Origin of the sequence: Cytobacillus mangrovibacter (genome assembly GCF_042865275.1) — a bacterium.
Lineage (GTDB): Bacteria > Bacillota > Bacilli > Bacillales > Cytobacillaceae > Cytobacillus > Cytobacillus mangrovibacter.
Genome location: NZ_JBIACJ010000008.1, coordinates 104,363 through 130,181 on the forward strand (window position 1 = coordinate 104,363; position 25,819 = coordinate 130,181).

At 38.6% G+C, this 25,819-nt stretch carries 23 protein-coding genes, 1 riboswitch and 1 other annotated feature; of the genes, 15 read left to right on the forward strand and 8 right to left on the reverse strand.

The features are described from left to right. Positions 1-9: 9 nt before the first annotated feature. From ACFYKT_RS15415 to ACFYKT_RS15455, 9 genes are all read left to right on the forward strand, one after another. Complete coding sequence (locus ACFYKT_RS15415) at positions 10-1,017, forward strand: FecCD family ABC transporter permease (protein WP_389221422.1); 1,008 nt, start codon at positions 10-12, stop codon at positions 1,015-1,017. Positions 1,018-1,066: 49 nt separating this feature from the next. Next, the gene (locus tag ACFYKT_RS15420) at positions 1,067-2,041 is read left to right on the forward strand and encodes a FecCD family ABC transporter permease (protein ID WP_389221645.1); all 975 of its coding nucleotides are present in this window, start codon (positions 1,067-1,069) and stop codon (positions 2,039-2,041) included. A 6-nt stretch (positions 2,042-2,047) separates the two neighbouring features. Next, positions 2,048-2,860 carry an alpha/beta hydrolase gene (locus tag ACFYKT_RS15425; RefSeq protein ID WP_389221424.1) on the forward strand — a complete coding sequence of 271 codons (813 nt, stop codon included), beginning with the start codon at positions 2,048-2,050 and terminating at the stop codon, positions 2,858-2,860. 154 nt (positions 2,861-3,014) lie between these two features. Then, positions 3,015-3,764 (forward strand): methionine ABC transporter ATP-binding protein, encoded by a 750-nt coding sequence (locus ACFYKT_RS15430; protein ID WP_389221426.1) that lies wholly within the window; start codon positions 3,015-3,017, stop codon positions 3,762-3,764. After that, entirely contained in the window at positions 3,757-4,419 is a 663-nt protein-coding gene (locus tag ACFYKT_RS15435; protein WP_389221428.1) for a methionine ABC transporter permease, read from the forward strand. Before ACFYKT_RS15430 ends, ACFYKT_RS15435 begins: the two co-directional genes overlap by 8 nt. A gap of 17 nt (positions 4,420-4,436) precedes the next feature. Next, positions 4,437-5,264 carry a MetQ/NlpA family ABC transporter substrate-binding protein gene (locus ACFYKT_RS15440; protein WP_389221430.1) on the forward strand — a complete coding sequence of 276 codons (828 nt, stop codon included), beginning with the start codon at positions 4,437-4,439 and terminating at the stop codon, positions 5,262-5,264. Between the two features lie 203 nt (positions 5,265-5,467). Then, positions 5,468-7,273: a glycosyl hydrolase family 18 protein gene (locus ACFYKT_RS15445; protein ID WP_389221432.1), complete on the forward strand. Its 1,806-nt coding sequence runs from the start codon at positions 5,468-5,470 to the stop codon at positions 7,271-7,273. Between the two features lie 385 nt (positions 7,274-7,658). Beyond that, complete coding sequence (locus tag ACFYKT_RS15450) at positions 7,659-8,249, forward strand: hypothetical protein (RefSeq protein WP_389221434.1); 591 nt, start codon at positions 7,659-7,661, stop codon at positions 8,247-8,249. 120 nt (positions 8,250-8,369) lie between these two features. After that, positions 8,370-8,594 carry a hexameric tyrosine-coordinated heme protein gene (locus ACFYKT_RS15455; RefSeq protein WP_389221436.1) on the forward strand — a complete coding sequence of 75 codons (225 nt, stop codon included), beginning with the start codon at positions 8,370-8,372 and terminating at the stop codon, positions 8,592-8,594. Positions 8,595-9,018: 424 nt separating this feature from the next. Here the strand turns inward: ACFYKT_RS15455 and gnd are convergent, their stop codons facing one another. The 4 genes from gnd to ACFYKT_RS15475 all read right to left on the reverse strand — a co-directional run bounded on the left by gnd (position 9,019) and on the right by ACFYKT_RS15475 (position 14,231). Next, positions 9,019-10,419 (reverse strand): decarboxylating NADP(+)-dependent phosphogluconate dehydrogenase, encoded by a 1,401-nt coding sequence (gene gnd, locus ACFYKT_RS15460; protein ID WP_389221438.1) that lies wholly within the window; start codon positions 10,417-10,419, stop codon positions 9,019-9,021. Positions 10,420-10,600: 181 nt separating this feature from the next. Then, a complete protein-coding gene (locus ACFYKT_RS15465; RefSeq protein ID WP_389221440.1) occupies positions 10,601-11,947 on the reverse strand; it encodes a GntP family permease in 1,347 nt (448 codons plus the stop codon). A gap of 21 nt (positions 11,948-11,968) precedes the next feature. Beyond that, positions 11,969-13,507 carry a gluconokinase gene (gntK, locus tag ACFYKT_RS15470; protein WP_389221442.1) on the reverse strand — a complete coding sequence of 513 codons (1,539 nt, stop codon included), beginning with the start codon at positions 13,505-13,507 and terminating at the stop codon, positions 11,969-11,971. Further along, positions 13,500-14,231: a GntR family transcriptional regulator gene (locus tag ACFYKT_RS15475; RefSeq protein ID WP_389221444.1), complete on the reverse strand. Its 732-nt coding sequence runs from the start codon at positions 14,229-14,231 to the stop codon at positions 13,500-13,502. Before ACFYKT_RS15475 ends, gntK begins: the two co-directional genes overlap by 8 nt. Before the next feature lie 315 nt (positions 14,232-14,546). After that, positions 14,547-14,593, forward strand: a riboswitch (PreQ1 riboswitch). A gap of 128 nt (positions 14,594-14,721) precedes the next feature. Here ACFYKT_RS15475 and queF point away from each other — a divergent pair. Further along, on the forward strand, positions 14,722-15,222 hold the full coding sequence (gene queF / locus ACFYKT_RS15480; protein ID WP_389221446.1) for a preQ(1) synthase: 501 nt from the start codon (positions 14,722-14,724) through the stop codon (positions 15,220-15,222). 15 nt (positions 15,223-15,237) lie between these two features. Continuing rightward, positions 15,238-15,870 carry a queuosine precursor transporter gene (locus ACFYKT_RS15485; protein ID WP_389221448.1) on the forward strand — a complete coding sequence of 211 codons (633 nt, stop codon included), beginning with the start codon at positions 15,238-15,240 and terminating at the stop codon, positions 15,868-15,870. Positions 15,871-15,978: 108 nt separating this feature from the next. On the opposite strand, the gene ACFYKT_RS15490 is transcribed toward ACFYKT_RS15485, so the two are convergent. Continuing rightward, positions 15,979-16,713, reverse strand: a complete 735-nt coding sequence (locus ACFYKT_RS15490) for a MerR family transcriptional regulator (RefSeq protein WP_389221450.1) — start codon at positions 16,711-16,713, stop codon at positions 15,979-15,981. A 277-nt stretch (positions 16,714-16,990) separates the two neighbouring features. On the opposite strand from ACFYKT_RS15490, the gene ACFYKT_RS15495 reads away from it, so the two are divergent. The 3 genes from ACFYKT_RS15495 to ACFYKT_RS15505 all read left to right on the forward strand — a co-directional run bounded on the left by ACFYKT_RS15495 (position 16,991) and on the right by ACFYKT_RS15505 (position 20,583). Next, positions 16,991-18,271 carry an ATP-binding protein gene (locus ACFYKT_RS15495; RefSeq protein WP_389221452.1) on the forward strand — a complete coding sequence of 427 codons (1,281 nt, stop codon included), beginning with the start codon at positions 16,991-16,993 and terminating at the stop codon, positions 18,269-18,271. A 2-nt stretch (positions 18,272-18,273) separates the two neighbouring features. Next, positions 18,274-19,161, forward strand: coding sequence for a response regulator (locus tag ACFYKT_RS15500; RefSeq protein WP_389221647.1), 888 nt, complete (start codon positions 18,274-18,276; stop codon positions 19,159-19,161). Between the two features lie 141 nt (positions 19,162-19,302). Next, positions 19,303-20,583 carry a cation:dicarboxylate symporter family transporter gene (locus tag ACFYKT_RS15505; RefSeq protein WP_389221454.1) on the forward strand — a complete coding sequence of 427 codons (1,281 nt, stop codon included), beginning with the start codon at positions 19,303-19,305 and terminating at the stop codon, positions 20,581-20,583. 73 nt (positions 20,584-20,656) lie between these two features. On the opposite strand, the gene ACFYKT_RS15510 is transcribed toward ACFYKT_RS15505, so the two are convergent. Continuing rightward, on the reverse strand, positions 20,657-21,988 hold the full coding sequence (locus ACFYKT_RS15510) for a methyl-accepting chemotaxis protein (protein ID WP_389221456.1): 1,332 nt from the start codon (positions 21,986-21,988) through the stop codon (positions 20,657-20,659). 267 nt (positions 21,989-22,255) lie between these two features. After that, positions 22,256-22,501 (forward strand) — a binding site (T-box leader). 85 nt (positions 22,502-22,586) lie between these two features. Between ACFYKT_RS15510 and ilvD the strand changes: the two genes are divergently transcribed. Continuing rightward, positions 22,587-24,254, forward strand: a complete 1,668-nt coding sequence (ilvD, locus tag ACFYKT_RS15515) for a dihydroxy-acid dehydratase (RefSeq protein ID WP_389221649.1) — start codon at positions 22,587-22,589, stop codon at positions 24,252-24,254. A gap of 50 nt (positions 24,255-24,304) precedes the next feature. Here ilvD and ACFYKT_RS15520 read toward each other — a convergent pair whose 3' ends face one another. Beyond that, positions 24,305-24,988: a DUF4956 domain-containing protein gene (locus tag ACFYKT_RS15520; RefSeq protein ID WP_389221458.1), complete on the reverse strand. Its 684-nt coding sequence runs from the start codon at positions 24,986-24,988 to the stop codon at positions 24,305-24,307. Positions 24,989-25,054: 66 nt separating this feature from the next. Continuing rightward, positions 25,055-25,753 carry a polyphosphate polymerase domain-containing protein gene (locus ACFYKT_RS15525; protein WP_389221460.1) on the reverse strand — a complete coding sequence of 233 codons (699 nt, stop codon included), beginning with the start codon at positions 25,751-25,753 and terminating at the stop codon, positions 25,055-25,057. Positions 25,754-25,819 lie beyond the last annotated feature (66 nt).

Below are 25,819 nucleotides of genomic sequence, written 5' to 3' on the forward strand. Positions count from 1 at the left end.
GGATTCATTATGGGGAAACAAAGATCTATCGCTTTCATCATCTTATTGATTTCACCGCTAATCGCTGTAATACTCATCTTGTTGTCTGTTCGTTTTGGCACAAAATCAATGAGTACAAATACAATTATTGAGGCGATCACCCACTTTGATACGGCAAATATTGATCACCAAATTATTTGGTCATCACGCCTGCCCCGAGCGATTGGTGCTCTATTAATTGGTGCCTTCCTTGCCGTATCGGGTGCTTTAATGCAAGGAATGACCAGAAACTATTTAGCGTCCCCTTCCATTATGGGGGTCACGGATGGCTCCGTATTTTTCATTACAATCTTTATGATTTTACTTCCGAATGCAGGAGCAATGTCAATGATCACCTTCTCCTTGATTGGCTCTGCATTCGGGGCCATTCTTGTCTTTGGCCTTGCATGGTTGCTGCCAGATGGCCTTTCTCCTATTCGAATGGCCATTCTTGGGACGATTATCGGCACATTTTTAGGTGGAGTCTCGCAGGCACTATCTACTTATTTTCAAGTCTCACAAAATATAAGCTTCTGGTACAATGCACGTTTGCATCAAATGGACCCTCATCTCATTAAATTAGCAATTCCATTTGCTGTAGTGGGCATTATTTTGGCTTTATGCTTATCAAGGTCAATTACGATCTTGTCATTAGGGGATGAGATGTCGACTGGACTTGGACAAAAAACGGAGCTAGTGAAAGGCTTCAGTATCTTAGCGGTTGTGATCTTAACAGGCATCTCGGTTGCTCTAGCTGGGAAAATTGCCTTTATAGGATTAATTGTCCCCCATATTACGAGATTCATTGTTGGACAGGATTATAGATGGGTAATTCCCTGTTCAGCAGTGATAGGGGGAATCTTTCTTGTCCTTTGTGACATGATAAGCAGATTTATAAACTATCCTTTTGAAACTCCTGTTGGGGTGGTCACTGCATTATTTGGTGTGCCCTACTTTCTCTACTTAATTAAAAAGAGAGGAGGGAAAAGAGGTGTCTAGTCATCCAAATGCGCGATTTTGGCGTGTATTGCTCATTGGTTTTATTCTTATGCTTATTGGCATTTATGCGAGTATTACAAACGGGGCCTTTGATATATCAGTAAAGGATATTATCAAAACGTTATTAAGAATTGATCCAGATTCTAATTATGACTTAGTCATTTTTGAGTTTCGCTTACCAAGGATCATAATTGGAATAGTAGTAGGCTTTGGAATTGGTCTTGCTGGTGCTGTACTCCAAGGTGTTGTTCGTAATCCTTTAGCAGACCCAGGTATCCTTGGAATTAATGCAGGGGCTGGTGCTTCAGTTGTTCTCTTTATGTTCTTCTTTTCAGGGCAAATCCAAGGCGCAGATTGGCTTTCTGTCATGCTTATGCCTCTTTTTGGCTGGGTAGGCGGGATCATAGCTGTTCTCCTCATTTTTATTTTTGCTTGGGAGCGTGGAACCATTGATCCACAAAGATTCATCCTTGTAGGTATTGCAATAAGCGCAGGTCTAAGTGCACTTACTTTGTATGTGTCCTTAAAAATGAACCCTCAAGATTTTGAAATGGCTACTGTGTGGCTGACTGGGAGCATTTGTAGTGCGAACTGGATGTATGTTGTGACGGCGCTGCCATGGATACTCGTGTTAACTCCGATTATTTATTATAAATCTAAGGTTTTGGATTTGTTTCAGCTTCATGAAATGTCTGTAACAGGTCTTGGGGTTTCTGTTAATAAAGAAAGGATGCTCCTTTTGTTATGCAGTGTTGGTATCATCAGTGCATGTATTTCTGTTTCAGGCAGCATCAGTTTCTTAGGTTTGATTGCTCCCCACTTGGCAAGAAGGCTTGTTGGATTAAAGCATTTGCATGTTCTTCCTGTCAGTGGATTAATTGGAGTCTGCATGGTAGTGATAGGAGACTTGATTGGGAAGACCGTTTTCTCTCCAGCAGAGCTGCCAGTAGGCATTGTTATATCGATAATTGGGGTTCCATATTTTATTTTTTTAATGTTTAAATCTCGTAAGGAAAGGATTTAATGACAAATGAATAAAACATGTCCGCCATATTCTATACCTGGTACCGAACAATGGCATATGGTTTCACAAGAAAGAGAACAGGAATACCAGATTTTTATGTACAAACCAAAAGGACCTGCGCCCATTCAAGGCTTTCCTGTTCTTTACTTACTTGACGCTAATGCTTTGTTTGGTTCGGTTGTGGAGGCTGTCCGCTTGCAAACACGAAAACCGCATGGCTTTGAACCAATTGTGGTAGTGGGAATTGGTTACCAGACCGATGAGCCATTTGATCTAAAAGGGCGGTTTTGGGATTATACAGTACAAGCAACGAATGAAGAGCTGCCATTACGAAAGAACGGAATGCAATGGCCTGAAGTAGGGGGAGCAGATTCGTTTATTCATTTTATTGAAAATCAATTAAAGCCAGTGATTGAATCAAAATTGGAAATAGATCGGGAGAGACAAGCATTATTTGGCCACTCGTTAGGTGGATTTTTCACCTTATATTCATTGTTTAATACCCCTGACCTATTTCAAACATATATTGCTGGAAGTCCATCAATATGGTGGAAAAACAATTATATTAACACGCTTGAAGATTCATTTTTTCAGAAATTAAAAGATAGAAATTCATCAGGGGAAAAGGCACTGTTGATTGGTATAGGGGCTGAGGAAAAAGGGATAATGGTAGAGGATGCGGAACAAATGTATGCTCGTTTGTCTGCTTGGAACTTACCAAACTTTCAAGTGAGTTTGCGTATTTTCCAAGAGGAGGGGCATGTAACGGTTCTTCATCCACTGATTAGTCGTGCATTGGCCGTTTTTCTTAAACCGTGAGTAAAGGGTCTGATGCTTAGTGTATCAGGCCCTTTATTTTGGGCTTTATATCTTACTGCTGATTCAGTAATTTCCCTAAATGACATCCTCATAAGATTAAGCTATAATGAGTAGCGATGTGTTCACCTTTCAAATCATAGAAAGGGGTTTTTTTATGATTAAATTGCATCAAGTGAGCAAAAGCTTCTCACAATTCCATGCTATTAAATCTGTCTCTTTAACAATAAATAAAGGTGAAATCCATGGAATCATTGGAGCAAGTGGAGCTGGGAAATCAACCTTGCTGAGGTTAATGAACTTGCTGGAAATTCCGGATGAAGGCGAAGTGGAAGTGAATGGGCAAAGGCTGACCAATTTGAACAGCAAAGCACTTCGGCAAGCACGGAAGTCAATCGGGATGATCTTTCAGCATTTTAATCTTGTGGCAAATAAAACGGTTTATGAGAATGTCGCTGTTTCTTTAGAATTAGCAAAATTTCCAAAGAGAGAACGTCGAAATCGTGTGATAGAGTGCCTGCGATTTGTTGGGTTGGACGGTTTAATGGAGAAATATCCTGCTCAATTAAGTGGCGGTCAAAAGCAGCGTGTGGCGATTGCGAGAGCATTAGCGAATAACCCGCAAGTGCTGCTTTGTGATGAGCCGACGTCTTCGCTAGATCCGAATACAACTGGTGAAGTACTAGGCGTTTTGGAAAATATAAATAAAAGTTTCGGTGTCACCATTGTCATTGTTAGTCATGAGATGGAAGTGGTTAAAAGTATATGTAATCACGCAACCGTCATGGCAGCGGGAGAAATTTACGAAACGGTAGTAATTGATCCAAGTGGGATTCAACAGATAGACAATAGTCCGAAATATTTTATCAATCAACTAACAGAGGCTGGTGACATGAGCCATGCCTGAGGTCTTAGTACAATATGAAGCAGAAATCTGGCAGTCGATTGGAGAAACCTTTGTGATGGTTGGTGTGTCCATTCTGGCTGCGGTTTTGATTGGTCTGCCTGTTGGGACATTGCTTTTTCTTTGCAGGAAGGGAAATATCTTAGAAAACCAGTTGATTTTCTCAATCTCGAACTTATTGGTTAATATTATCCGTTCTTTTCCGTTTTTATTATTAGTTGTTTTCTTAATCCCATTTACAAGGCTCATTATCGGTACGGCTATTGGCACAGCCGCTGCAACTGTTCCGCTATCGATTATCGCGATTGCCCATTATTCACGGTTGGTCGAGCAGTCCTTATTGGACGTGCCAAAAGGTGTGATAGAAGCGGCCATTTCAATGGGTGCTTCCGTAAAGGAAGTCATTTTTAAATTCCTTTATGTAGAAGCTCGGTCTGGACTTGTTCTTGGATTAACCACATCAATTATTAGTTTTATTTCCTATTCAACGATCATGGGGGTGGTTGGAGGCGGGGGGATAGGCGATTTTGCCATAAGGTACGGCTATCAGCAATTTAAAACAGAGTTAATGATTTATATGATTATCATTATGGTCATACTGGTACAGCTTATCCAATTTACAGGAATGACTGTATCAAGAATAATGGACAAGAGATAAACAATAGGAGGATCAACATGAAAAAAGTATTCTTACTCATTACAATAGCGCTATTCATCTTGGCTGGGTGTGGTCAAGAGGATAAAGCAAAAGAGAGTGAAAAAGCACCAGAAAAAAGCAAGGAAGAAGTAACATTAAAAGTAGCTTCACTTATTCCCCCAATGACGGAAATTCTTGATCTAGTAAAGCCTAAACTAGCTGAGGAAGGCATTAACCTTGAAATGGTTGTATTAGGTGATAATGTGCAGCCAAATAGTGCGCTTGCAGCAAAAGAAGTAGATGCAAACTTCTTCCAGCATGTTCCGTACATGGAGGAATTTAATCGAAGCAATGATGCGGAGCTAGTTCCAGTGACAGCCATTTATTTTGCAAACTATGGTGTGTATGCTAAAGAATACAGCGCAATGGATGAGTTGCCAGAAGGCGCTGTCATTGCGATTGCGAATGATGTGTCAAATATCGACCGTTCATTGGCATTATTAGCTCAACATGAAGTCATTACTTTAAAAGAAAAAACAGGTCCATATTATACGAAGGCCGATATTACCAACAATCCAAAGAACTATAAATTTGAAGAAGTAGATTTGTTAATGCTAGCGAGAATGTACGATGATGCAGATGCAGTCGTTATGACACCTGCCTATGCGGCGCCACTTGGATTGACACCGAAAGCGGATGCTCTTCTAACAGAAGGAATCGATAATGACTTTGCTATTTCTCTTGTCGCACGCAAAGATAATGTTGATTCAGAGCCTATTCAAAAGCTCGCTGAAGCGATGACAAGTCCAGAAGTACGTGAGTTTTTAGAAAAAAATTATGATGAAACGGCAATCCCAGCGTTTTAATTTTGAAGACCATTCGAGTTGCTTTTGCAACGAAGAATGGTCTTTTTTCAATAAAATAAATACCGAATTTAGACAAGGATGGTAGTAGAAAATCCTTGTCTATTTTTTATACCAATATTTCCCGGTATATCCTTGTCTAGCCTTCTATTAAAATAGAGTTACAAATATTAAAACTATTTTACTAGAAGAGGCAGGGACTAGAAATGAAGCTGCAAAAGGATCCTCGTTGGTCATTATTATCTTTATTCACATTCTTCATTGTTATTTTCTTTGTAGCAGGATCCTTTCCAATATTCGGTGTTGCGGAGGCAGCCACATCTGATCGGACGGCACCATCGATACCTTCTAAACTACAGATGACTGGGAAAAGCAGTTCGACAATATCCCTATCGTGGACTAAATCAAAAGATAATAAGGGTGTTAAAGGGTATAATATTTACCAGAATAAGAAGCTTATAGGAAATACAGCCTCTACAAAGTATATTGTAAAGAAATTAGATTCCAATAAATCATATAGTTTTTTTATAAAAGCACTAGATTTTAGCGGGAATGTATCAGGTACCAGTAATGTGATCAAGGTTACAACAGCGAAATTAGTGATAGATAAAGCTCCTCAAATGAGTGCATTTCAGATTTCTCCTGAAGCTGGTGATGGTCGAACAGTGAGCGGAACGATTACATTATCAGCAAATGTTAGCGATGATAAGGGCATTAGCAAGGTTAATTTTTATAGTTATAATGGCGGGAAATTAATAAAATCCGTCACCTCTGCACCTTATCGTGCGAATTTGTCTATCGGTTCCGTACCAGATGGCAATCATACCTTTAAAGCAGTCGTTTATGATACATCTAATCAAGCGGCAAGGGCTTCAAAAACGGTAACGATAGTGCCTATGAAAAATACCTTTAAGACAGTCGGATATTATACAGGATGGTCTGCCTATTCAAACTTTCAAGTAACAGATATCGATGCTAGCAAACTTACCCATTTAAATTATGCATTCGCAAATATATCATCCGATGGAAGAATCGCCTTAGGAGATTCGTGGGCTGATGTGAAGAAATCCTTTCCAGGGGATACAGCCAATCAGCCATATAAAGGGAACTTTTATCAATTAGCCAAACTGAAGAAGCAATTTCCTCATTTAAAAACATTAATTTCAGTAGGAGGCTGGACCTGGTCTGAAAGGTTTTCGGATGTTGCCTTAACAGAGCAGTCCAGAATCATTTTTGCTGATAGTCTGCTTCAATTTATTTTAAAATACGGCTTTGATGGAGTTGATTTGGATTGGGAATATCCTGTTGGAGGAGGGGAATCTGACAATATAAACCGCCGTGAGGATAAGCAGAACTTCACGTTATTATTAAAGGAAATTAAAGAAACCTTCGATGCCGAAAGCGCTAAGAGTGGAAGGAGGTATTTGCTAACCATTGCAGGAGGCGCGGGAAAATGGTATGCAGCGAATACGGAATTGAAGTTCATTCATCAATATGTTGATTATATTCAACTGATGACTTATGATATGCACGGATCTTGGGACCCTTTGACTGGATTGAATGCTCCATTATACAGAGATCCCCATTCAGACTTTTATTCTGATTGGAGTGTACAAGATACTGTACAGATGTACCTTAATAATGGAGTACCGGCAAGCAAGCTTATTATGGGTATTCCATTCTATGGCAGGGTTTATAATCAGGTTCAGCCAATGAGAAATGGTTTATACCAGCGATTTTCAGGGGGAGGATCTGCCATCTCATATGCTGAACTTCAAGAGAAATATATTAATAAGAATAAATTTACCCGCTATTGGTCGCCTGATTCTAAAGTCCCTTGGCTGTTTAATGGGTCTCAGTTTATCAGCTATGACGATGTGGAATCAATAAGATATAAGACTTCTTTCATTAAATCAATAGGCTTAGGCGGATCTATGATGTGGGAGCTAAGCCAAGACCCTAGTAATGTACTCTTAACGGAAATTTATGATGATTTGCGACAAAATAAATAATAGTAATATGCAAAAGGCCCTCTTCAATTTGAATCATCGATAGGTCTCTTCTAACCCTATGGACGAAAAGCCTGTTCCTTTGGCCGTTTGTAAAAATCGATTGACCTGAGTTGGGAGAATAATTGGTTGGTCCATGGGACTCGATGTAAAGCGAATTCATAATTTATAAAGATAACGAAGGCTTCAATAAGGTAATTGTGTTTGAGACTTTGAAGATCATTCAAGTTGTTTTTGCAACGAAGAATGGTCTTTTTTTGTATAGCCAAAGGTCATTACCCCAAAAAACTTAAGAATATCTTAAGGATTCTATTAAACTTTTCTTATGTTTTTGTATGTATAGTAAAACGTAGAGAAGTTTTCTTAAGAGTTTTTGAGGAGGCTAATGATGACTGAAAAACAGGTGTATATTATCGTAACAAATACTGGAACCGTTTTAACAAAGCTGATCAAGCTATATACGAGAAAACCATATAATCATGCATCTATTGCTTTTGATAACAAGTTATCAGAGGTATATAGCTTTGGGAGAAAAACAGCCCGAAATCCATTTATTGGAGGCTTTGTTAAGGAAGATGTGACGGCTGGTTTATTTAAGCAGGCTGATTGTGCCATTTATTCTTTCTCAGCAACAGAGCATCAAATCCAAAGGATGAATGACTATTTACAAGAATTTAAAGTACAAAAGAACCTTTATCGCTATAATTTTTTAGGCTTATTTGGTGTTATGTTTAATAAGCCAATAACAAGAACAAAGGCTTTCTTCTGTTCTCAATTTGTTGCATCCGTGCTAAAGGAAGGCAATACTATTCATTTTGATAAGCCGCTATCACTAATCACCCCCTATGACCTGCAGGAAGTCCCTACGTTTCAATTAGTATATGAAGGTAAGCTTAAGGATTATCATAATCAACATAAAACGAAGAGCGGCCGGCGTTCTGGATGCTTTTATTCCTATTGGACTAATGGGGCAGTTTAATAAGATACGAATCAAGTAATTAGTAATGATTCAGAGGAAAGTTAATGGAAGATGGCATTTGATATCTCCTTCTATATGGTATATATTGGTGATAAATTGAAAGTTAAGGAGATGATTAGCATGAGTGATTGGCTTCCAAGCTTACAAACCGCAACACCTCAAGAGGGATTTGAATTAGCTATTTTATTGGCAAGAAAAGGTGTTGGCTATACCCAGCCTTCTGAAGATGTTAGGAAGAAACTGCGACCAGTGTATGAAGAAAACGCAGACAGCCTTACACTTGCCTCTCAGGTAATTGCTACCCATTTTCAAACAGTGGCCGCTGCGAACAACTATTGGAAATAATAAGCTAAAAAAACGGTATCGGATTTCCGATACCGCTTTTTTATAGACTTTGTTATGTTCCATTATTGATTTTCATGATGTATGAGAATTCATAAGCGGAGAATTTCCGGCTAAATGGAGAGAGGAAGCTTAAAAAGCAGGTATAAGCGGAGATATTCCGAGTAACTGCTCTAAATAAGACAAAATCCAAAGATTTGGTTACTATAAACGGAAAAACTTCCTTTATTTTTAAGGAAATATGGGTATTTCCCGATTTAAACGGAATTTCCCCGTTTATTTCTCTAATACAGTAAAAACAACATTCAGTTATAACAGAGCCTCTTTAGAAGCCTAATGAAGGAAGGAAATGTCTCCCATCATTAAGCTTTTTGGAGTATTTATAGAAATCAAATGCGTGTCTTGAATTCTAGTGTTACTATTTATATTACCATTCTGTATGAAAGACCCCTTCGATGTCGCTACGTTCATAAGTGTGGGCACCAAAGTAATCGCGCTGTGCTTGCAGCAAGCTGGCATTGGAAGTGCCTGTACGGTAGCTATCATAATATGTGAGTGAAGCACTTAAACATGGGAATGAGATTCCAGAGCTAATGCCTTCACACAAGACTTTTCGCAAGCCTGTTTGATAGTTTTTTACCTTTTCGGCAAAATAAGGAGCGATTAATAAATTTGCTAAGTTTGGCTGTGCTTGATAGGCTTCACTGATAACATTGAGAAATTCCGCACGAATGATACAGCCACCACGGAAAATGAGAGCGATATCCTTTAACGGCAAATCCCAGCCGTGCAATTCAGATGTCATTTTATATTGTGTAAATCCTTGTGTGTAGGCACAAACCTTACCCATGTATAATGCTTGTCTGACGTGTTCAATCCACAACTCTTTATCTAATGGCTGCTGCTCCATTTCTGTGCCAGCTAGGATGCTTTCTGCATTTACCCGTTCTTCCTTTAAAGACGAAATATAACGTGCAAATAAGGATTCTGTAATAATGGATGAAGGAATTCCGTTATCGATTGCTTGGATGCTTGTCCATTTTCCAGTACCTTTTTGCCCTACTTTATCAAGAATGACATTGATGAGTGGCAAGCCTGTCAATTCATCCTTTTTTCGTAAAATTTCTGCAGTAATTTCGATTAAATAGCTTTTTAGTTCCCCTTTATTCCATGATTCAAAGATGTCAGCAATTTCAAGAACAGACAAATGTAATTTGTCTTTTAAAAAAGTATAGGCTTCGGTAATTAATTGCATATCTGCATATTCAATTCCGTTATGCACCATTTTTACAAAATGGCCTGCTCCCTTTGGACCCATGTAGGCACAGCAAGGTTCATTTCCAACTTGGGCCGCAATTTTTGTAAGGATAGGCGCAACTTTTTCGTATACGTCTTTATCTCCGCCAGGCATGACAGAAGGTCCCTTTAAGGCACCAACTTCGCCTCCAGAAATTCCAATTCCTAAATAGCCGATACCTTTTGACTTCAGCTCATCATATCTGCGTTCCGTATCTTTGTAATGAGAGTTCCCGCCATCCATAATGATATCGCCCTTTTCAAGGAAAGGTATTAATGATTGGATGACTGAATCAGTCGGGTCACCTGCTGTAACCATCAGGAAAATCTTTCTTGGCGTTTCTAATGACTGAACAAAATCTTGGATTTCATAATAAGGATGGATCGCCTGCCCTTCGCTTTTTTGTACAAGCTGATCAGTTAAATCTCTTGTGTAGTTATAGACAGCCACTTGCTCACCTTTACTGGCCATGTTCAAAGCGATATTACTGCCCATGACTCCTAAACCAATGACACCAATTGTATTAAACATTCTTTCCGCTCCTTTTATTTTAGATGAATAGGCAGTAAAGTCCCTTTGATACGTAGGGATTTTACTGCCTAGAAAGCTATAATACGTTATTTGTAGAGGTTGATTTCCGCTCCAATCAACTAACCTTTTTTGCTAACAACCATTCATGTAGCTAGTTCAAAGATTTTTTGAAAAGAGCAGCCTATACAAATAAACTTAGTAATAGAATAAACCCTAATCCAGCTACTGAAATGATTGTTTCAAGCAGTGTCCATGTGGCAAATGTTTCTTTCATGCTTAGGCCGAAATATTCTTTAAACATCCAGAAGCCTGCATCGTTTACGTGAGAGGCAATTAAACTGCCGGCACCAGTTGCAAGGACAACTAAAGCAAGGTTAGCATCAGATTGACCTAGCATTGGAATCACTAAACCAGCTGTTGTTAAAGCAGCAACTGTGGCAGATCCTAAAGAGATCCGTAAGATGGCAGCGATGATCCAAGCAAGCAAAATTGGTGATAAGGAGGTTCCGTTGAATAATTCTGCTACATAGTCACCTACACCGCCATTAATTAATACTTGTTTGAAGGCTCCTCCGCCCCCGATAATCAAGAGCATCATTCCGATATGTGTAATGGCTGTTGTACAAGATTCCATAACGGTTTTTATTGGGATTTTTCTTGCCAGTCCCATTGTATAAACAGCAACTAATAAGGATATCAACATGGCAGTGCCAGCATCACCAATAAATCGGATAGCAGCTAGAAAACTATTATCTTCAAAACCTAATGTTTTTTGAAGAAGTGTAATAATGGTAGCAATTGACATAAGGATAACAGGAAGGATAGCAGTAAAGACACTAATCCCAAATCCAGGAGTATCCTCTAACTTGAACGTTTTTTGCTCGCCTAATGAAACGATATTACCTGTTTTAGTAAATGATTCAGGTACAAGTCTTTTAGCAATTTTCGTAAAAATAGGTCCAGCTATAATGACTGTTGGAAGGGCAACGATGAAACCATAAAGTAACACTTCCCCAATGTTTGCACCATATTCACCAGCAATAACGGTTGGCCCCGGATGTGGCGGCAAGAAACCGTGGGTTACAGATAATGCGGCAGTCATCGGGATACCAAGATACAGAATCGATACCTTTAATTCTTTTGAAATTGCAAAAACGATAGGAATTAATAAAACCAATCCAACTTCGAAAAACAGTGCAACGCCAATAATAAATGAGGCAGCTACAACAGCCCACTGAATATTTTTTTCACCGAATTTGTTGACAAGGGTCATCGCAATTCGTTGAGCTCCGCCAGAATCAGCGATCAATTTCCCTAACATCGCTCCAAGTCCAAAGATTAACGCTAAATGACCAAGTGTTCCACCTAATCCTGCTTCAATCGTTTTAACAATTTCCTCTAGTGGCATCCCAAGAGCTAAAGCAACACCAAAAGATACGATAATTAATGAAATAAAGGTGTTTAATTTTAACCCCATGATTAATAGCAATAATGCTAAAATACCAACTGCTACGATGATTAATGGCATCGTTACCCCTCCTCCTAGTATTTATCTATTTATTAAACTCCGCTGATAAGTGGCAATCCGTGAATAATCTTCTTCCAATATTCGGGACAGGTTAATAAAAATCGGCAATAATTGCTGATACTCTTGAACAGCCTCTTCATTTGGCGTGTGTTTGTAGGTGCTGCCAATCATGTCAGAAGCTACCTCGAAAGAGTCAATTTTCCCTGTCGCATATAGTCCTAAAATACAGGCACCTAGGCATGAACTTTCGTAGCTTTCTGGAACGACAACTTCAGATTCGAATATATCGGACATCATTTGTCGCCAAATATCGGATCTTGCGAAGCCGCCAGTTGCCTGGATTCGGGTAACTGGGTAGTCCATGCATTCAGATAATGCTAAGAACACTGTGTATAAATTGTAAATAACGCCTTCTAGTGCTGCTCGAATCATATGTTCTTTCCTATGTGATATTGTCAGACCGAAGAAAGAGCCACGCACGTCTGGATTCCATAATGGAGCACGTTCACCTGCAAGATATGGATGGAATAGTAAGCCATCGGCACCTGGTCGCACACGTTCGGCAATCTTTGTTAATACATCGTACGGATCAATTCCTAATCTTTTTGCTGTTTCCACTTCTGATGAGGCAAGCTCATCTCGAATCCAGCGAAGGACCATTCCGCCATTATTTACTGGCCCCCCAATGACCCAATGGTCTTCAGTGAGGCAGTAGCAGAATATTCTGCCCTTTTCGTCTGTTTGCGGCTTGTCAATGATCGTTCGAATGGCACCGCTCGTCCCAATTGTGACCGCGATTTCCCCTTTTCCTATCGCGTTTACACCTAGATTCGAAAGCACACCATCACTTGCACCAATAATAAATGGTGTTTGTGGATCGATTCCCATTTGTTTAGCTAAATTGAGATCACAGTTGCTAAATATCTTAGTTGTTGGCACAAGCTCAGATAATTGCTCTCGAGTGACACCAGCAACAGTTAATGCTTCCTCATCCCAGTCCAGTGTTTGGAGATTCATCATCCCCATTGCTGAAGCAAGAGAATAGTCGACAACATATTGGTCAAAAAATTTCTTGAAAGTATATTCTTTAATTCCAATGTATTTCATCGCTTTGACAGCGATTTCAGGACGTTCATTCACAATCCAAGCCATTTTCGTTAATGGTGACATCGGATGAATGGGTGTTCCCGTACGTTTGTAAATTTCATGCCCGTGTAACTCAGCTTTTATTTTATGCGCCCATGTTTCACTGCGGTTATCAGCCCACGTAATACATGGCGTCAGCGGCTGGTCATTCTCGTCCATGGCAATAACACTATGCATGGCACTGCTAAATGAAATAAATGAAAGCCTTTTTTCCGAATGATGTTTCATTATCTTTGAAATGGCTTGTAATACCGCTTGAAAAATTTCTTCCGGGTTTTGTTCAGCTGTTGAGATATCTGGTGTGTAAAGAGGATAACCAATATTCTCTTGTTGGATGACTTCGCCCTTTTCCGTAAACAAGACGGCTTTCGTACTTGTTGTCCCGATGTCTATACCTAACATATAGCTAGTCATTTTCTTGCTCGACTCCTTTAGATAGCATTTGTTGTGACATCCAAAGATCTTCTACTTTCCCTTGAACATCATCAAAGTTTTGGTGTAAGGATTTAATCATGAGCGTTCGATCTTTCGTTTTGATCGCTTCGATGTAAAGCTCATGATTTTCCACAATTCGTGTGAAGTCCTCGACCTTTTCCTTAAAGCGCAGGCGCATGGATAAAAGGATAAACGCTTCCATAACGGGTTTTAAATTATTCCAGATCATGAGGATATATGAATGATTACTCGCACGGATAATCGTTTCATGGAATAAAACATCTTGATAGGAAAACTCATCAGCATCTTGAAATTTGATAGCCACCTTCATCATTTCAAGGATTTTGCTAAGCTCCTTTACTAATTCATGAATATCCATTTTGACTAGCCGTTCAAATACAAACGTTTCTATAAGTAAACGAACATCGTAAATTTCTTCAATTTCTTTTTCGGTTAAGCCAATAACAACGGCACCCATTCTTTCTAATCGAATCATATTTTCCGAAGCAAGTATTTTTAATGCTTCACGAATAGGTGAGCGGCTTACAGAAAAATCGGCAGCTAATTTGTTTTCAGATAGAATGGTACCGCTTTCAATCAAGCCGAAAATAATTTGCATTCTAAGCTCACATGCTACTCGATCACCTGCAGAAGCTTTAGAAAGCCATTTGGCCGGATACAGTAATTCTTTGGATTCAGTCATAAATTCACCTTCTCTAACTAATGAAGTATACTTGTATACAAGTATTATAACTGAGAATTCTAATTGTGCAAGCGCTTTTATTTATTCTGCAATTATGCATATTTTGGTAATTTTATTGTTGTATTTTCAATAAGTTAATTGGAAAAAGCCGACTGCAAATATGGTTGGTCGATTGGAGCTCCTGGAGCGGAAATCAACCTTTACTAACTTATGCTAAAAAGTACAATGTTTGCGAAAATAGCCATTTAACAAAAATTACGAATTGACGTTTTCCTTAGTATTCTATATTATATTGGAGAGAATACCCGAACTTGATCGGGAGAGGTTCATAGCTGATACCCTCTATAAAAAACTATGGATACATGACAATACGCCATGTCCATACTGGACGTGGCTTTTTTATGTTTGATCCTATATGTTTGTAATAGAATGGTTAGAAGTTCCTCTTTTGAAAAGTGTTGGGAAACATTTTTTACATGGAGGTTTTTTTATGTCTGGCCGTAAGGTTGAGGAAGGTTTAAAGGATTTAACACTATTAGGAAATCAGCATACACAATATCGTTCTGATTATGCACCTGAGGTACTGGAGGCAGTCGATAGTCTTCATTCCAATCGGGATTACTTCGTGAAATTTAACTGTCCGGAGTTTACTAGCTTGTGCCCAATTACAAGTCAGCCTGACTTTGCAACAATGTACATCTCGTATATTCCGGATAAGAAAATTGTGGAGAGTAAATCACTCAAGCTATATTTATTCAGTTTTAGAAATCATGGCGATTTCCATGAGGACTGTGTCAATATCATTATGAATGATTTAATTCAATTACTTGATCCTCGATATATTGAGGTTTGGGGGAAATTCACACCACGTGGAGGAATTTCAATTGATCCATGGTGCAACTATGGCAAACCAGGTACTAAATATGAAGAGATGGCCAATCATCGATTGATGAACCATGATCTTTATCCAGAAAAAGTAGATAATCGTTAAGGACGGTATAATAACATGATTTTATATTTAAATGGGATATATGTAGGCTTATTAATTTTAGCGAATATCGTAGCGGTAAAGCTTTTTAGTGTGGGTGATTTTGCGATATTGCCAGCTGCTGTCATTATTTATGTATTCACGTACCCAATCATTGATGTAATCGTTGAGGTTTATGGGAAGAAAGAGGGACAACAGACAGTTAAAGCTGGATTGATAATGCAAATTCTTGCTATTGTATTTATTACGATTGCTATCCAATTACCAGCTGCGCCGGTCTTCGGCAATCAGGAATCATTTGAAACAATTTTAAGCGGAAGCTTTCGGGTCATTCTTGCTAGTTTAATCTCCTATGCGATCAGTCAAAATCTAGATGTTTATGTATTTAATCGCCTAAAAAGCAAGCATGGAGAGAAAAAGCTTTGGTTGCGTAATAATGCATCCACCATGCTTAGTCAATTAATTGATACAACCATTTTTATTACAATTGCTTTCTATGGGACAATGCCTATTGCCGTACTAGGAGGCTTAATTATCACTCAATACATCTTTAAGTTCTTTGCTTCTATTTTGGTTACGCCTCTTGTTTATCTATTGGTTCATTTTGTTAGGAAACAGGAGTCAGTACAGAGAATCGAAAAAGCCGCTTAATAATTTGGCGGAAGTGTCTAATGTGTAACAGTCTAGTAGCTCTGCTATAGGTTGATAGTCAATTGAATACATCTGGAGCCAGATGAGATGACTGACTCCAGATGTAATTTATAGATTCTCTGCAACAACTAGTAAATAATATGCCAGCCCAGTCTGCTGTTGTTCTAGCATGTCTCTATGAAAGTCATCTTCTAAGAAAAACTTTGTTTGATCTACGTAATCCTCTTTGCTGAAGGAATGCCCATTTTTATTTAAGAAGTTTAGATGTGCAGTAACTATTTTTTGAACAGCTGAATCATTATACTTTACTCCGTTTCTTAAAGATTCAGCCATGCTGTCTAAGAAATTCTTTGCTTCGATTGCCATCATATTCATTTCTTCTATAGGGATGTTAGTTGTCTTTAGGTCAAATTGATATTCCTCTTTTAAATAATTACTTTGATCCTCTAGGGCATGTTGCCACTCTTCCTCTGTTTCAAATCCTTTAAACATTAACTTATTATCCATGCTTTCACCTTTCCTTGTATATTCTAGAGACCTTTTTATCGTTTGAATTAATTGATGGGAGCGCTCAATTTTCCTTTCGAATAGTATTTTTTGCTTTTCTAAAGTAATCATTCTATTGGTTTCCTCTTCAAGCAGCTGTTTAATTTCGGCCAATGGGAAATCCAGCTCCTTGTAAAAGAGAATTTCTTGTAACCTTTTTAGTTCCTCCAAACCATAATACCGGTAACCTGATTCACCTATTTCACTAGGAATAAGCAATTCTATTTTATGATAGTGATGAAGAGTTTTAATGGAAACACCAGCAATATTCGCCAAATCTTTGACGGTCAATTTCATAAGATCCTCCTTTCAAATCCCACTATGAAGTATTCCCTAAGGTCAGTGTCAAGAGTTGTTAATAATAAATTTTTTAGAGAAACTATCTTTAAAGAAATGCTATATTATTTTAAGGCTTTGTTAATCTATGATGTTGATAAGGAGCCATTGGTGTAGACGCGAATGTGTTTTATTCGAATGAATAACTTAATGAGCGGGTACACCAATGGCGATTTTGTGCACAAACAATATTATTTAACATTGGCTATTTTAAAATAAGTGTAATTAGGTGATACGAATGATTTCTGCAAAAATAAATTTTAATAAAAGTTTTAACAGAACCAATGGATTTATAGTCATTCTTACGGCTCTATTAACGGCAATTGCGAGTGAAGTGAAAGTAGTCCCCTTCGATGGAGAGGCATTTCGCTTTGGGTTGGGGAGTATTACCTTTTTTTTGCTTGTTCTTATTTGGTCCCCGCCATCCCTTATTCGAACGGGTATTATTACGGGGATAACAGTTGTTTGTTTCCGCGTATTTGAGGATATCCTTTTCAGTGAAATGCTCATTACAATAAGCTTCATGAGGCATTTGCCCGCCTTTTTATTTTATTTTATCTATGCGCTAGGCTTACATATAATCAAAATTGAAAAGTATAAGACAGCCCCACTCATTTTGGGCGCTTGGGCTTCCCTTTTTGAATGGATTGGAAATGTGGCTGAACACCTTATGCGAAATGGGCTGTTGCACCAAACAGCTTTAGACCTTCGAGAGTTGGCTTTATTAAGTGGGGTAGCTTTATTTCGCAGCTGCTTTGTCGTAGGAATATATAGTTCCATCACAGTTTCGGAACAAAAGAAACGGATGCAGGAAATGCTTGGTGTCGGCTCTGAACTGTATGGAGAAGCCCTTTACCTGCAAAAATCAATGAATCATATTGAACAAATAACAGCTGAGAGCTATGATTTATATCGAAAGTTAAAAAAGGAAGAGTTGCATTCATTAAGTGTTCAAGCACTGCTGATTGCTCAAGAGATTCATGAAGTAAAAAAAGATTCACAGCGAATTTTAGCTGGGCTGACGAAACTATCTGTAAGAAAAAGCGATGATACGCTCTTTCTTACAGATGTATTTAATCTTGTTGTTATGGCAAATGAGAAATATAGTGAACTATTAAAGAAGAATATTATCTTTCATTTAAGTATATCCATTGATTTCGAAACGGATCAGCAAATCCCGCTGCTTGCCCTTTTAAATAATCTTACAGCCAATGCTGTCGAATCCATTACAAATCAAGGAGACATCCACTTAGATGTAGTGGAGAAGTCATCACATATTTGTATTGTCATAAAGGATTCAGGCAAGGGGATTCCAATAGAGGATGTCTCGATCATTTTTGAACCGGGCTATACAACTAAATTTAATGATCAAGGTGTTGCTGCAACTGGGATTGGACTATCTCACGTACGAGAAATTGTTGAGAAGCTAGAAGGGCAAATTCAAATTGAAACAAAAGAAGAGGGCGCCACGTTCCGAATCCTAATCCCAACGGAAAATATACGAAAGAGAGTTGAGTAATCCTGCGTTATTTTATTGTAGATGATGATCCCGCTAGTAGAACAATGCTGAAAAATATCATAATGGAGGGGGATCTTGGTGTTGTAGTAGGTGAGGCGGAAAGTGGTATAAACGGTGTTTCGTCCATTCTTACTATGCACCCTGATGTTGTATTAATTGATTTATTAATGCCTGAGTTAGATGGGATTGAGACGATTGAACGCTTGAAAATGGAAGGATTTAAAGGTCAATTCATTATGATTTCCCAAATTGTTAACAAAGAGATGGTTGGAGAGGCTTACGAAAAAGGGGTAGAGTTCTTTATACATAAACCAATCAATCGAGTTGAAGTGTTAAGTATTTTAAAGAAAACAACAGAGCAATTCAGACTCAAGGGCTCACTGCTAGCCATTCAGGAATCTTTAGCCAATATCGGATTAACGAAAACAATACGAAGACAGTCAAGTGTAAAAGAAATTGTTTTGGCGATATTAAATGATATGGGAATCATCGGTGAAGTTGGAAGTGATGATATCGTTACCATTATTGAGTTTCTGATGAATCAAGATAAAAGGGTTGCTCAATTGCCGTCTTTAAAGGAGTTATATGAAGCGGTGACCATGAAGGGAGAATCCAGTGAATCCGATTTAAAAAGGGAAAGTAAAGCAATGGAACAGCGAATTCGTAGAACGATTCTAACAGCAGTCAATAATCTAGCTTCGCTGGGAGCCATTGATTATACGAATCATGAGTTTGAATATTATGCCCCCCGTTACTTTGACTTCCAAGAAATTAGAAATCAAATGATTTCTATCCAAGAAGGCAGAAGTGAATTAGTAAAGGTGAAAATTAATATCAAAAAGTTCCTTCAGGTGTTATACCTTGAAACGATGGAAAAATACACTCATTAAGTGAATAATGGATTATTTTTAAATAAACAAATTTTAAAAATGTCGGATTTTGTAGAATTTGATAGGTCTCCCATAAAATCATTCTATAAGCTAACTAGGGGATAGAAAGCGTTTTCATTATAATAAAGGGGTGACTTCTTGATGAAGAAAAAGTTTAAATTTTCTTTAGCCTATCAAATTCTTACCGGCTTGATCTTGGGGATTGTTGTTGGAGCGATTTTCTTTGGAAATCCTGCGGTAGAAACATACTTACAGCCTATCGGAACGATTTTCCTTAATATGATTAAAATGATCGTTGTACCGATTATTATTTCTACTTTAATTATAGGTGTTGCTGGTACTGGAGATATAAAGCAATTAGGTAAGCTTGGCGGAAAAACTCTTATTTATTTTGAAGTTGTTACAACCATTGCGATTATTGTCGGCTTACTAGCCGCGAATATTTTCCAACCGGGTGAAGGCGTGGATATGTCGTCTCTGTCCAAAGGGAATATTGATCAATATGTTCAAACAACTGAGAAAGTACAAAGTGAAAGCCATGGGATATTGGATATTATTGTAGATATAGTTCCGAGTAATGTGGTCAAATCAATGGCAGAAGGGGATATGCTAGCTATTATCTTCTTTTCCGTGTTATTCGGTTTAGGAATTGCGGCTATTGGTGAAAAGGGAAAACCTGTGCTTTCCTTCTTCGAGGGTATGGCCGAGGCAATGTTCTGGGTGACAAACCTTATTATGAAGTTTGCCCCGTTCGGTGTATTTGCTTTAATTGGTGTAACGGTATCAAAATTTGGACTAGAATCATTACTGCCACTAGGTAAACTAATGATCCTTGTTTATGCAACGATGGCCTTCTTTATTATCGTTGTACTAGGCGGAATTGCAAAGCTAGTTGGAGTGAATATTTTCCACTTAATTAAAGTATTGAAAGACGAGCTTCTTTTGGCCTATTCAACCTCTAGTTCTGAAACCGTATTGCCAAAGGTAATACAAAAAATGGAGAAGTTTGGATGTCCAAAAGATATTGTTTCCTTTGTTGTGCCAACAGGTTATTCCTTTAACTTGGATGGTTCGACACTATATCAAGCACTTGCAGCTATTTTTATCGCACAAATGTACAATATTGATTTAAGTATTACACAGCAAGTTACATTAGTTCTTGTTTTAATGGTTACATCAAAAGGGATTGCTGGTGTACCAGGTGTTTCCTTTGTTGTCTTACTAGCCACTTTAGGAACAGTAGGTATTCCATTGGAAGGACTTGCATTTATCGCAGGAATCGACAGACTCCTTGATATGGCACGTACCGTCGTAAACGTTATAGGCAATGCATTAGCAACAGTCGTTATGTCTAAATGGGAAGGTCGATTCGACTCTCAGAAAAAACAAGAATACTTCTCATCCACTGAAGAACTAGCATAAGCATTAAGAAGAGAAGCCGCCGGGGCTTCTCTTTTTTTCTATATGAATCTGCTGAGACAGGGAACCTGTCCCACTAGGAAACTTTAAATCTATTAATTTCTATATTCAATTTGTCAGCTACTATGCTTAAGTCTTTTGAGGATTGTGAAATGATTTCAGTTGATGCAAGCTGCTCCTGCCCTGAGGCTGATATCTCCTCTGTGCTTGCAGCAAAGTCTTCAGCGGTTCGGGTCATTTCTTGAAGCTGGCTAGAAATTCGCTTGGACTTTTGATTGATGGTTTCAATTGCTGTTGCCGTATGTTTAAAGCTATCAACGATGCTATCATATGTGACTTTAATTTTTTCGAATGCAGATTCGGTTATTTTCAAAGCATCTTTTTGTTCGTATATAAGTGAATTGGCTCTACTAATTTTAGTAACTGCCATATTGGATTTTTCTGTTGTCTTTGTGATTAAATTTGATATTTCTTTTGCTGCCTTTGAGGACTCTTCAGCTAAATTTCTAATTTGACCGGCCACCACGGCAAAGCTTTTGCCTGCTTCACCAGCTCTGCTTGCTTCTATCGATGCATTTAAAGCTAGAAGATTGGTTTGTTCTGCGATAGAAGTGATTACATGAACAATTCCCTTTACCTGATCAATCATATAGCTAAGTTCATTAATTGATTGGTTTGCCTCTGATGATACGGCAATGTTTTGATCCATCTTTGCTGTTTGCAAATCCACAGTCTTTTGCCCCTCTATAACTGCATGAAGAGAAGCTACTGTATATTCTGCACCATTTGAAGCTTCACGAGTCATATTATCTATTAGATTGACAACATCTATCAATGTAATGTTAATATCTTTAATCGTTTGGGCTTGATTTTTATTTCCAACTGCTATGCCATCAATGGTGGCTACAACTTGAGTAATAGCGTGTACATTTTCTTCTGTATTCTGTGTGAGATGAGTAGAATGTGAGGCAATTGTTGATGAGAAACCTTGTAATCGAATGGCTAAATCTCTTAAAGCCTTCCTTGTCTGCCATAGTGCTTCAGCCATCTGCCCTGTTTCATCCTTTTGCTTATGTATACTTTCGTAAAATAGATCGTCCTCGCTTAAATCAAACCTAGCTGTTCTCTCCGCGATTTCAGTCATTTGGAGAATGGGCTTTGAAATAGTTTTCCCTAAAAAATAAGATAGAATGATTCCGATGATGAGAGATATGGCTAGTCCTATTAAAATGGGAGTGGGAATTAAAAAGTGTCCTCCCTCTTGCATGGCAGTAGCACCACCACTTGCTGCAGCAGGTGCATTTTCGCGGTCTCCATTCATAAATAGTGCACCACCAACATTGATGGCAGCCACAATAATCGAATTAATCAAAGATAAAAAAATTATTTTAGTCGCTATTTTTTTCATATTTCTTCTCCTTGGCAGGATAGAGGGGCAGGACCCTCGTCCTCATTTATATTGGAAGAGACAATGAATCTGTCCCTCTATCATTATTAAGGATGAACCTTAAATAAACCTTAAGGGTTTTTAAGGAAATATGCTGGATTCAAAATACAGTAATTGTTGAGTAATGAGAAGAGGATCAAACAACATTAGTGTTTTCTGTATTTATCATAAAAATATTGACAAATACCAGATAAGTGGTTAAATTAATAGTTAATATATTTTGAATAATTAAAATTGTTGACGAGAAGAGTAAGATAGGAACCTGTTCCATAGAGAATCGGCAAATGGTGAGAGCCGATGTTCGGGACTTATCCGAAAATCATCTCTGAAATGCATTTCTGAACTGTTTAGTAAGAATTGCCGGCTAGCCCTCCGTTATGAAGGAATACGTATGTATGTACGTTAATCGAGAGCCGTATGCAGGTTGTTTTTACACGGAACTAGGGTGGTATCGCGAGTCAACTCGTCCCTATATTTGGGGATGGGTTTTTTGTATTTTCAGGAAAGTAGGCTTGAAGATTGGGAGTATTTAAGAAATCCAAGGAATGGGGAGATTCGTATGCGCAGTGACATGATTAAGAAAGGGGTCGATCGTGCCCCACATCGGAGCTTGCTTTATGCAACTGGAGTGAAATTAAAGGATCTGGAAAAGCCATTTATCGGTGTTTGTAACTCCTATATTGATATTATCCCTGGGCATGTTCATCTTAGACAGTTTGCTGATGTGGTTAAGGATGCAATTAGAGAGGCAGGCGGGATTCCATTCGAGTTCAACACGATTGGAGTGGATGATGGAATTGCTATGGGGCATATTGGAATGAGGTATTCTTTGCCGAGCCGGGAGCTCATTGCTGATTCAGCAGAAACAGTCATCAATGCGCATTGGTTTGATGGCGTATTTTACATTCCTAACTGCGACAAAATTACACCGGGAATGCTTATGGCTGCGGTAAGAACAAATGTCCCTTCTATATTTGTATCAGGCGGTCCAATGGAAGCAGGAGTTTCAAGCAGCGGACAGCCTCTGTCTTTAGTTTCTGTTTTTGAAGGGGTCGGTGCTTATCAATCAGGCCGAATGTCAGAGGAGGAATTACTTGATATTGAAAGCAATGCCTGCCCTACATGCGGCTCTTGTTCGGGGATGTTTACTGCCAACTCGATGAACTCACTGATGGAAATGCTAGGTGTGGCTCTACCAGGTAATGGAACGATTGTTGCCACATCAAAGGTGCGGCATCAGTTAATCTATGATGCAGCACGACATTTAGTGGAAATGATCAAAAAGGATATTAAGCCACGGGATATTATTACAAAAGATACTATTGATGATGCCTTTGCACTGGATATGGCGATGGGGGGATCGACCAATACCGTCCTTCATACATTAGCGATTGCTCATGAGGCAGAAATCGAATATGACTTAAATCGAATTAACGAAGTTGCTGAGAGAATTCCATATTTGTCTAAAATCAGCCCTGCATCAGACTATTCGATGCAAGATGTTCATTATGCGGGTGGGGTAAGTGCCATTATTAAGGAACTCTGTGAAATGGAAGGCGCTATTCATGGGGATCGAATGACAGTTACAGGTAAATCCCTGTATGAAAATGTCAAGGGTGCAGAAATTCTAAATGACGACGTGATCCGTCGGAAGGAAACGGCCTATAGTCCTGTGGGCGGATTATCGATATTATTTGGAAATATTGCACCAGATGGCTGTGTTATTAAGGTGGGGGCAGTTGATCCTTCAATTAAGACGTTTAAGGGAGAAGCCATTGTCTATGAATCCCAAGATGAAGTATTGGCAGGCATCGAAAGTGGTGAAGTGAAGCCCGGCCATGTAGTTGTCATCCGTTATGAAGGACCAAAGGGAGGACCTGGTATGCCTGAGATGCTGGCACCAACCGCAGCCATTGCAGGAAGGGGTCTTGAAAAGGAAGTTGCACTCATTACAGATGGAAGGTTCTCTGGTGCATCCCGTGGAATTTCAATTGGACATATTTCTCCTGAAGCCGCAGAGGGAGGACCGATTGCACTAGTTCAAAATGGCGATACCATTTCAATTGACTTAACTAATCGGACCATTTCAGTTCTGCTAGCTGAAGAAGAATTAAATGAAAGGAAAGCCAACTGGCACCAACCAGCACCCAAAATTAAAAAAGGCTATCTAGCGCGATATTCTAAACTAGTCACATCAGCCAGTACAGGCGGAGTGATGAAAATCTAACAGGGGCAGGTCCCTGGAACAAAAAAAGAAGGGACAGTGAATCTGTCCCTTTAAGCTGTGAAATTGCCATCATAGCTTAACATAATGGCTGATTTAACACCTTTCATATCTGAAATATTATTGATAAAGCTCATGTTATTTTCCTTTATCCGAATTTCATAAGTGACTTCATGATCATCCCCAGGCATGACAGACTTTGATTTAATCGAATGCTTCAATGAATGCTCAGCTATCACATGTTCTATTGGATTTTCAATCGTACGATCACTATACCTAACGATTAATAAGTATGGATTTTCAACTTTAATCCGATTAATAAAGAAAATTAATACAGCTCCAATTAGAATTGAACCAAGAATGACAAGAGGGATAAAACCTGCACCGCATAAAATACCTGACACAATTGCCCAAAAAATATAAACAATGTCCATTGGATCTTTAATAGGTGTTCTAAAACGGACAATGGATAAAGCACCGACCATTCCGAGCGATAACAAGATATTGGATGAGATCCCCATAATGATTAATGTAGTGGCCATTGACATGACAATTAATGAGATATTAAAGGTGTGTGAATAAATAACGCCTGAGAAGGTTTTTTTATAAACCCAATAAATGAATAATCCTACTGCGAATGCTACTAATAAGCCAATAAGTGAATCAATAATTGAGAAGCTGTTTGTCTTTTCTAAAAAACTCGATTTGAAAATATCACTGAAGTTTACATTTTCCATTACTTATTCCTCCAAATTTTTCTGTTTTTTATATGTGGGACCGTGTACCTGCCCCCATGTCCCCCATTAGCCGTACATCCGGCTAATTTGGTATTTTGAATAGGTTCCTTTTCTTCTGTCTCCTAGTTGGAGTAACTTTTTGATGACGTCGGGAAGATATTCATCAAATTTCACTTCGAGAATGACGATATTCGGATTTGTTTCAATCATGGCAATATCGGGATTCAGGACATCATTATTGCGAAAGCTAGTTTTGATGGAACTATCAAAGGTTACCCGTACATTTCCGTGACGATAAATAAACACTTCCCTTTCGTAATCTACAACTGTCACCGGTTTTAATTGGAGCAGGTTCATTTGTATGAATAACTCTTGTATGAGAGCTCTCGAATCATTTTCCATCCAAAGGATGTCCCTATGTCTGATGCATTCGTATTCCTCCATACTGATTCGGCACTTTTGTTTGTATGTCAGATTATTACGCTTGCTCTTTTTTTCGAGTGTAAGATAATCCGTATTGTAGTCATAGAGCCTCACCCGAAATTTATCACGCTCATAATGCCCTTCCTTCTTCTGAGTAAGCACTTTATTGTCGAAATTATCAAAGTAAACACTTCGAATGACATATTTCCCATCGTTATTTGCGTGTGGATCGACTTCCATGTAATGCTTTAGCCTATTTCTAAGAAGGTAGCAGTCCATTTTCGTTATTTCATGCTTTAATTCGGTCCGGCCCTGCACACCATTTAAGGTCATCGCCTTCATATTTCTCATTCCCCTTCTATACGATTAGCGCTGTGATTCACATTATTAGGGACAAACCTTAAATAA

Bases quoted from the DNA above. Each gene is read 5' to 3' on its own strand.
- ACFYKT_RS15505 (WP_389221454.1), top strand. From the start codon at position 19,303: ATGAAGAAAAAGTTTAAATTTTCTTTAGCCTATCAAATTCTTACCGGC.
- queF (WP_389221446.1), top strand. From the start codon at position 14,722: ATGTCTGGCCGTAAGGTTGAGGAAGGTTTAAAGGATTTAACACTATTA.
- ACFYKT_RS15495 (WP_389221452.1), top strand. From the start codon at position 16,991: ATGATTTCTGCAAAAATAAATTTTAATAAAAGTTTTAACAGAACCAAT.
- gntK (WP_389221442.1), bottom strand. From the start codon at position 13,507: ATGACTAGCTATATGTTAGGTATAGACATCGGGACAACAAGTACGAAA.
- ACFYKT_RS15415 (WP_389221422.1), top strand. From the start codon at position 10: ATGGGGAAACAAAGATCTATCGCTTTCATCATCTTATTGATTTCACCG.
- ACFYKT_RS15465 (WP_389221440.1), bottom strand. From the start codon at position 11,947: ATGCCATTAATCATCGTAGCAGTTGGTATTTTAGCATTATTGCTATTA.
- ACFYKT_RS15445 (WP_389221432.1), top strand. From the start codon at position 5,468: ATGAAGCTGCAAAAGGATCCTCGTTGGTCATTATTATCTTTATTCACA.
- ACFYKT_RS15525 (WP_389221460.1), bottom strand. From the start codon at position 25,753: ATGAAGGCGATGACCTTAAATGGTGTGCAGGGCCGGACCGAATTAAAG.
- ACFYKT_RS15510 (WP_389221456.1), bottom strand. From the start codon at position 21,988: ATGAAAAAAATAGCGACTAAAATAATTTTTTTATCTTTGATTAATTCG.
- ACFYKT_RS15520 (WP_389221458.1), bottom strand. From the start codon at position 24,988: ATGGAAAATGTAAACTTCAGTGATATTTTCAAATCGAGTTTTTTAGAA.
- ACFYKT_RS15420 (WP_389221645.1), top strand. From the start codon at position 1,067: ATGCTTATTGGCATTTATGCGAGTATTACAAACGGGGCCTTTGATATA.
- ACFYKT_RS15435 (WP_389221428.1), top strand. From the start codon at position 3,757: ATGCCTGAGGTCTTAGTACAATATGAAGCAGAAATCTGGCAGTCGATT.
- ACFYKT_RS15475 (WP_389221444.1), bottom strand. From the start codon at position 14,231: ATGACTGAATCCAAAGAATTACTGTATCCGGCCAAATGGCTTTCTAAA.
- gnd (WP_389221438.1), bottom strand. From the start codon at position 10,419: ATGTTTAATACAATTGGTGTCATTGGTTTAGGAGTCATGGGCAGTAAT.
- ACFYKT_RS15425 (WP_389221424.1), top strand. From the start codon at position 2,048: ATGAATAAAACATGTCCGCCATATTCTATACCTGGTACCGAACAATGG.
- ACFYKT_RS15490 (WP_389221450.1), bottom strand. From the start codon at position 16,713: ATGAAATTGACCGTCAAAGATTTGGCGAATATTGCTGGTGTTTCCATT.
- ilvD (WP_389221649.1), top strand. From the start codon at position 22,587: ATGCGCAGTGACATGATTAAGAAAGGGGTCGATCGTGCCCCACATCGG.
- ACFYKT_RS15450 (WP_389221434.1), top strand. From the start codon at position 7,659: ATGACTGAAAAACAGGTGTATATTATCGTAACAAATACTGGAACCGTT.
- ACFYKT_RS15485 (WP_389221448.1), top strand. From the start codon at position 15,238: ATGATTTTATATTTAAATGGGATATATGTAGGCTTATTAATTTTAGCG.
- ACFYKT_RS15440 (WP_389221430.1), top strand. From the start codon at position 4,437: ATGAAAAAAGTATTCTTACTCATTACAATAGCGCTATTCATCTTGGCT.
- ACFYKT_RS15455 (WP_389221436.1), top strand. From the start codon at position 8,370: ATGAGTGATTGGCTTCCAAGCTTACAAACCGCAACACCTCAAGAGGGA.
- ACFYKT_RS15430 (WP_389221426.1), top strand. From the start codon at position 3,015: ATGATTAAATTGCATCAAGTGAGCAAAAGCTTCTCACAATTCCATGCT.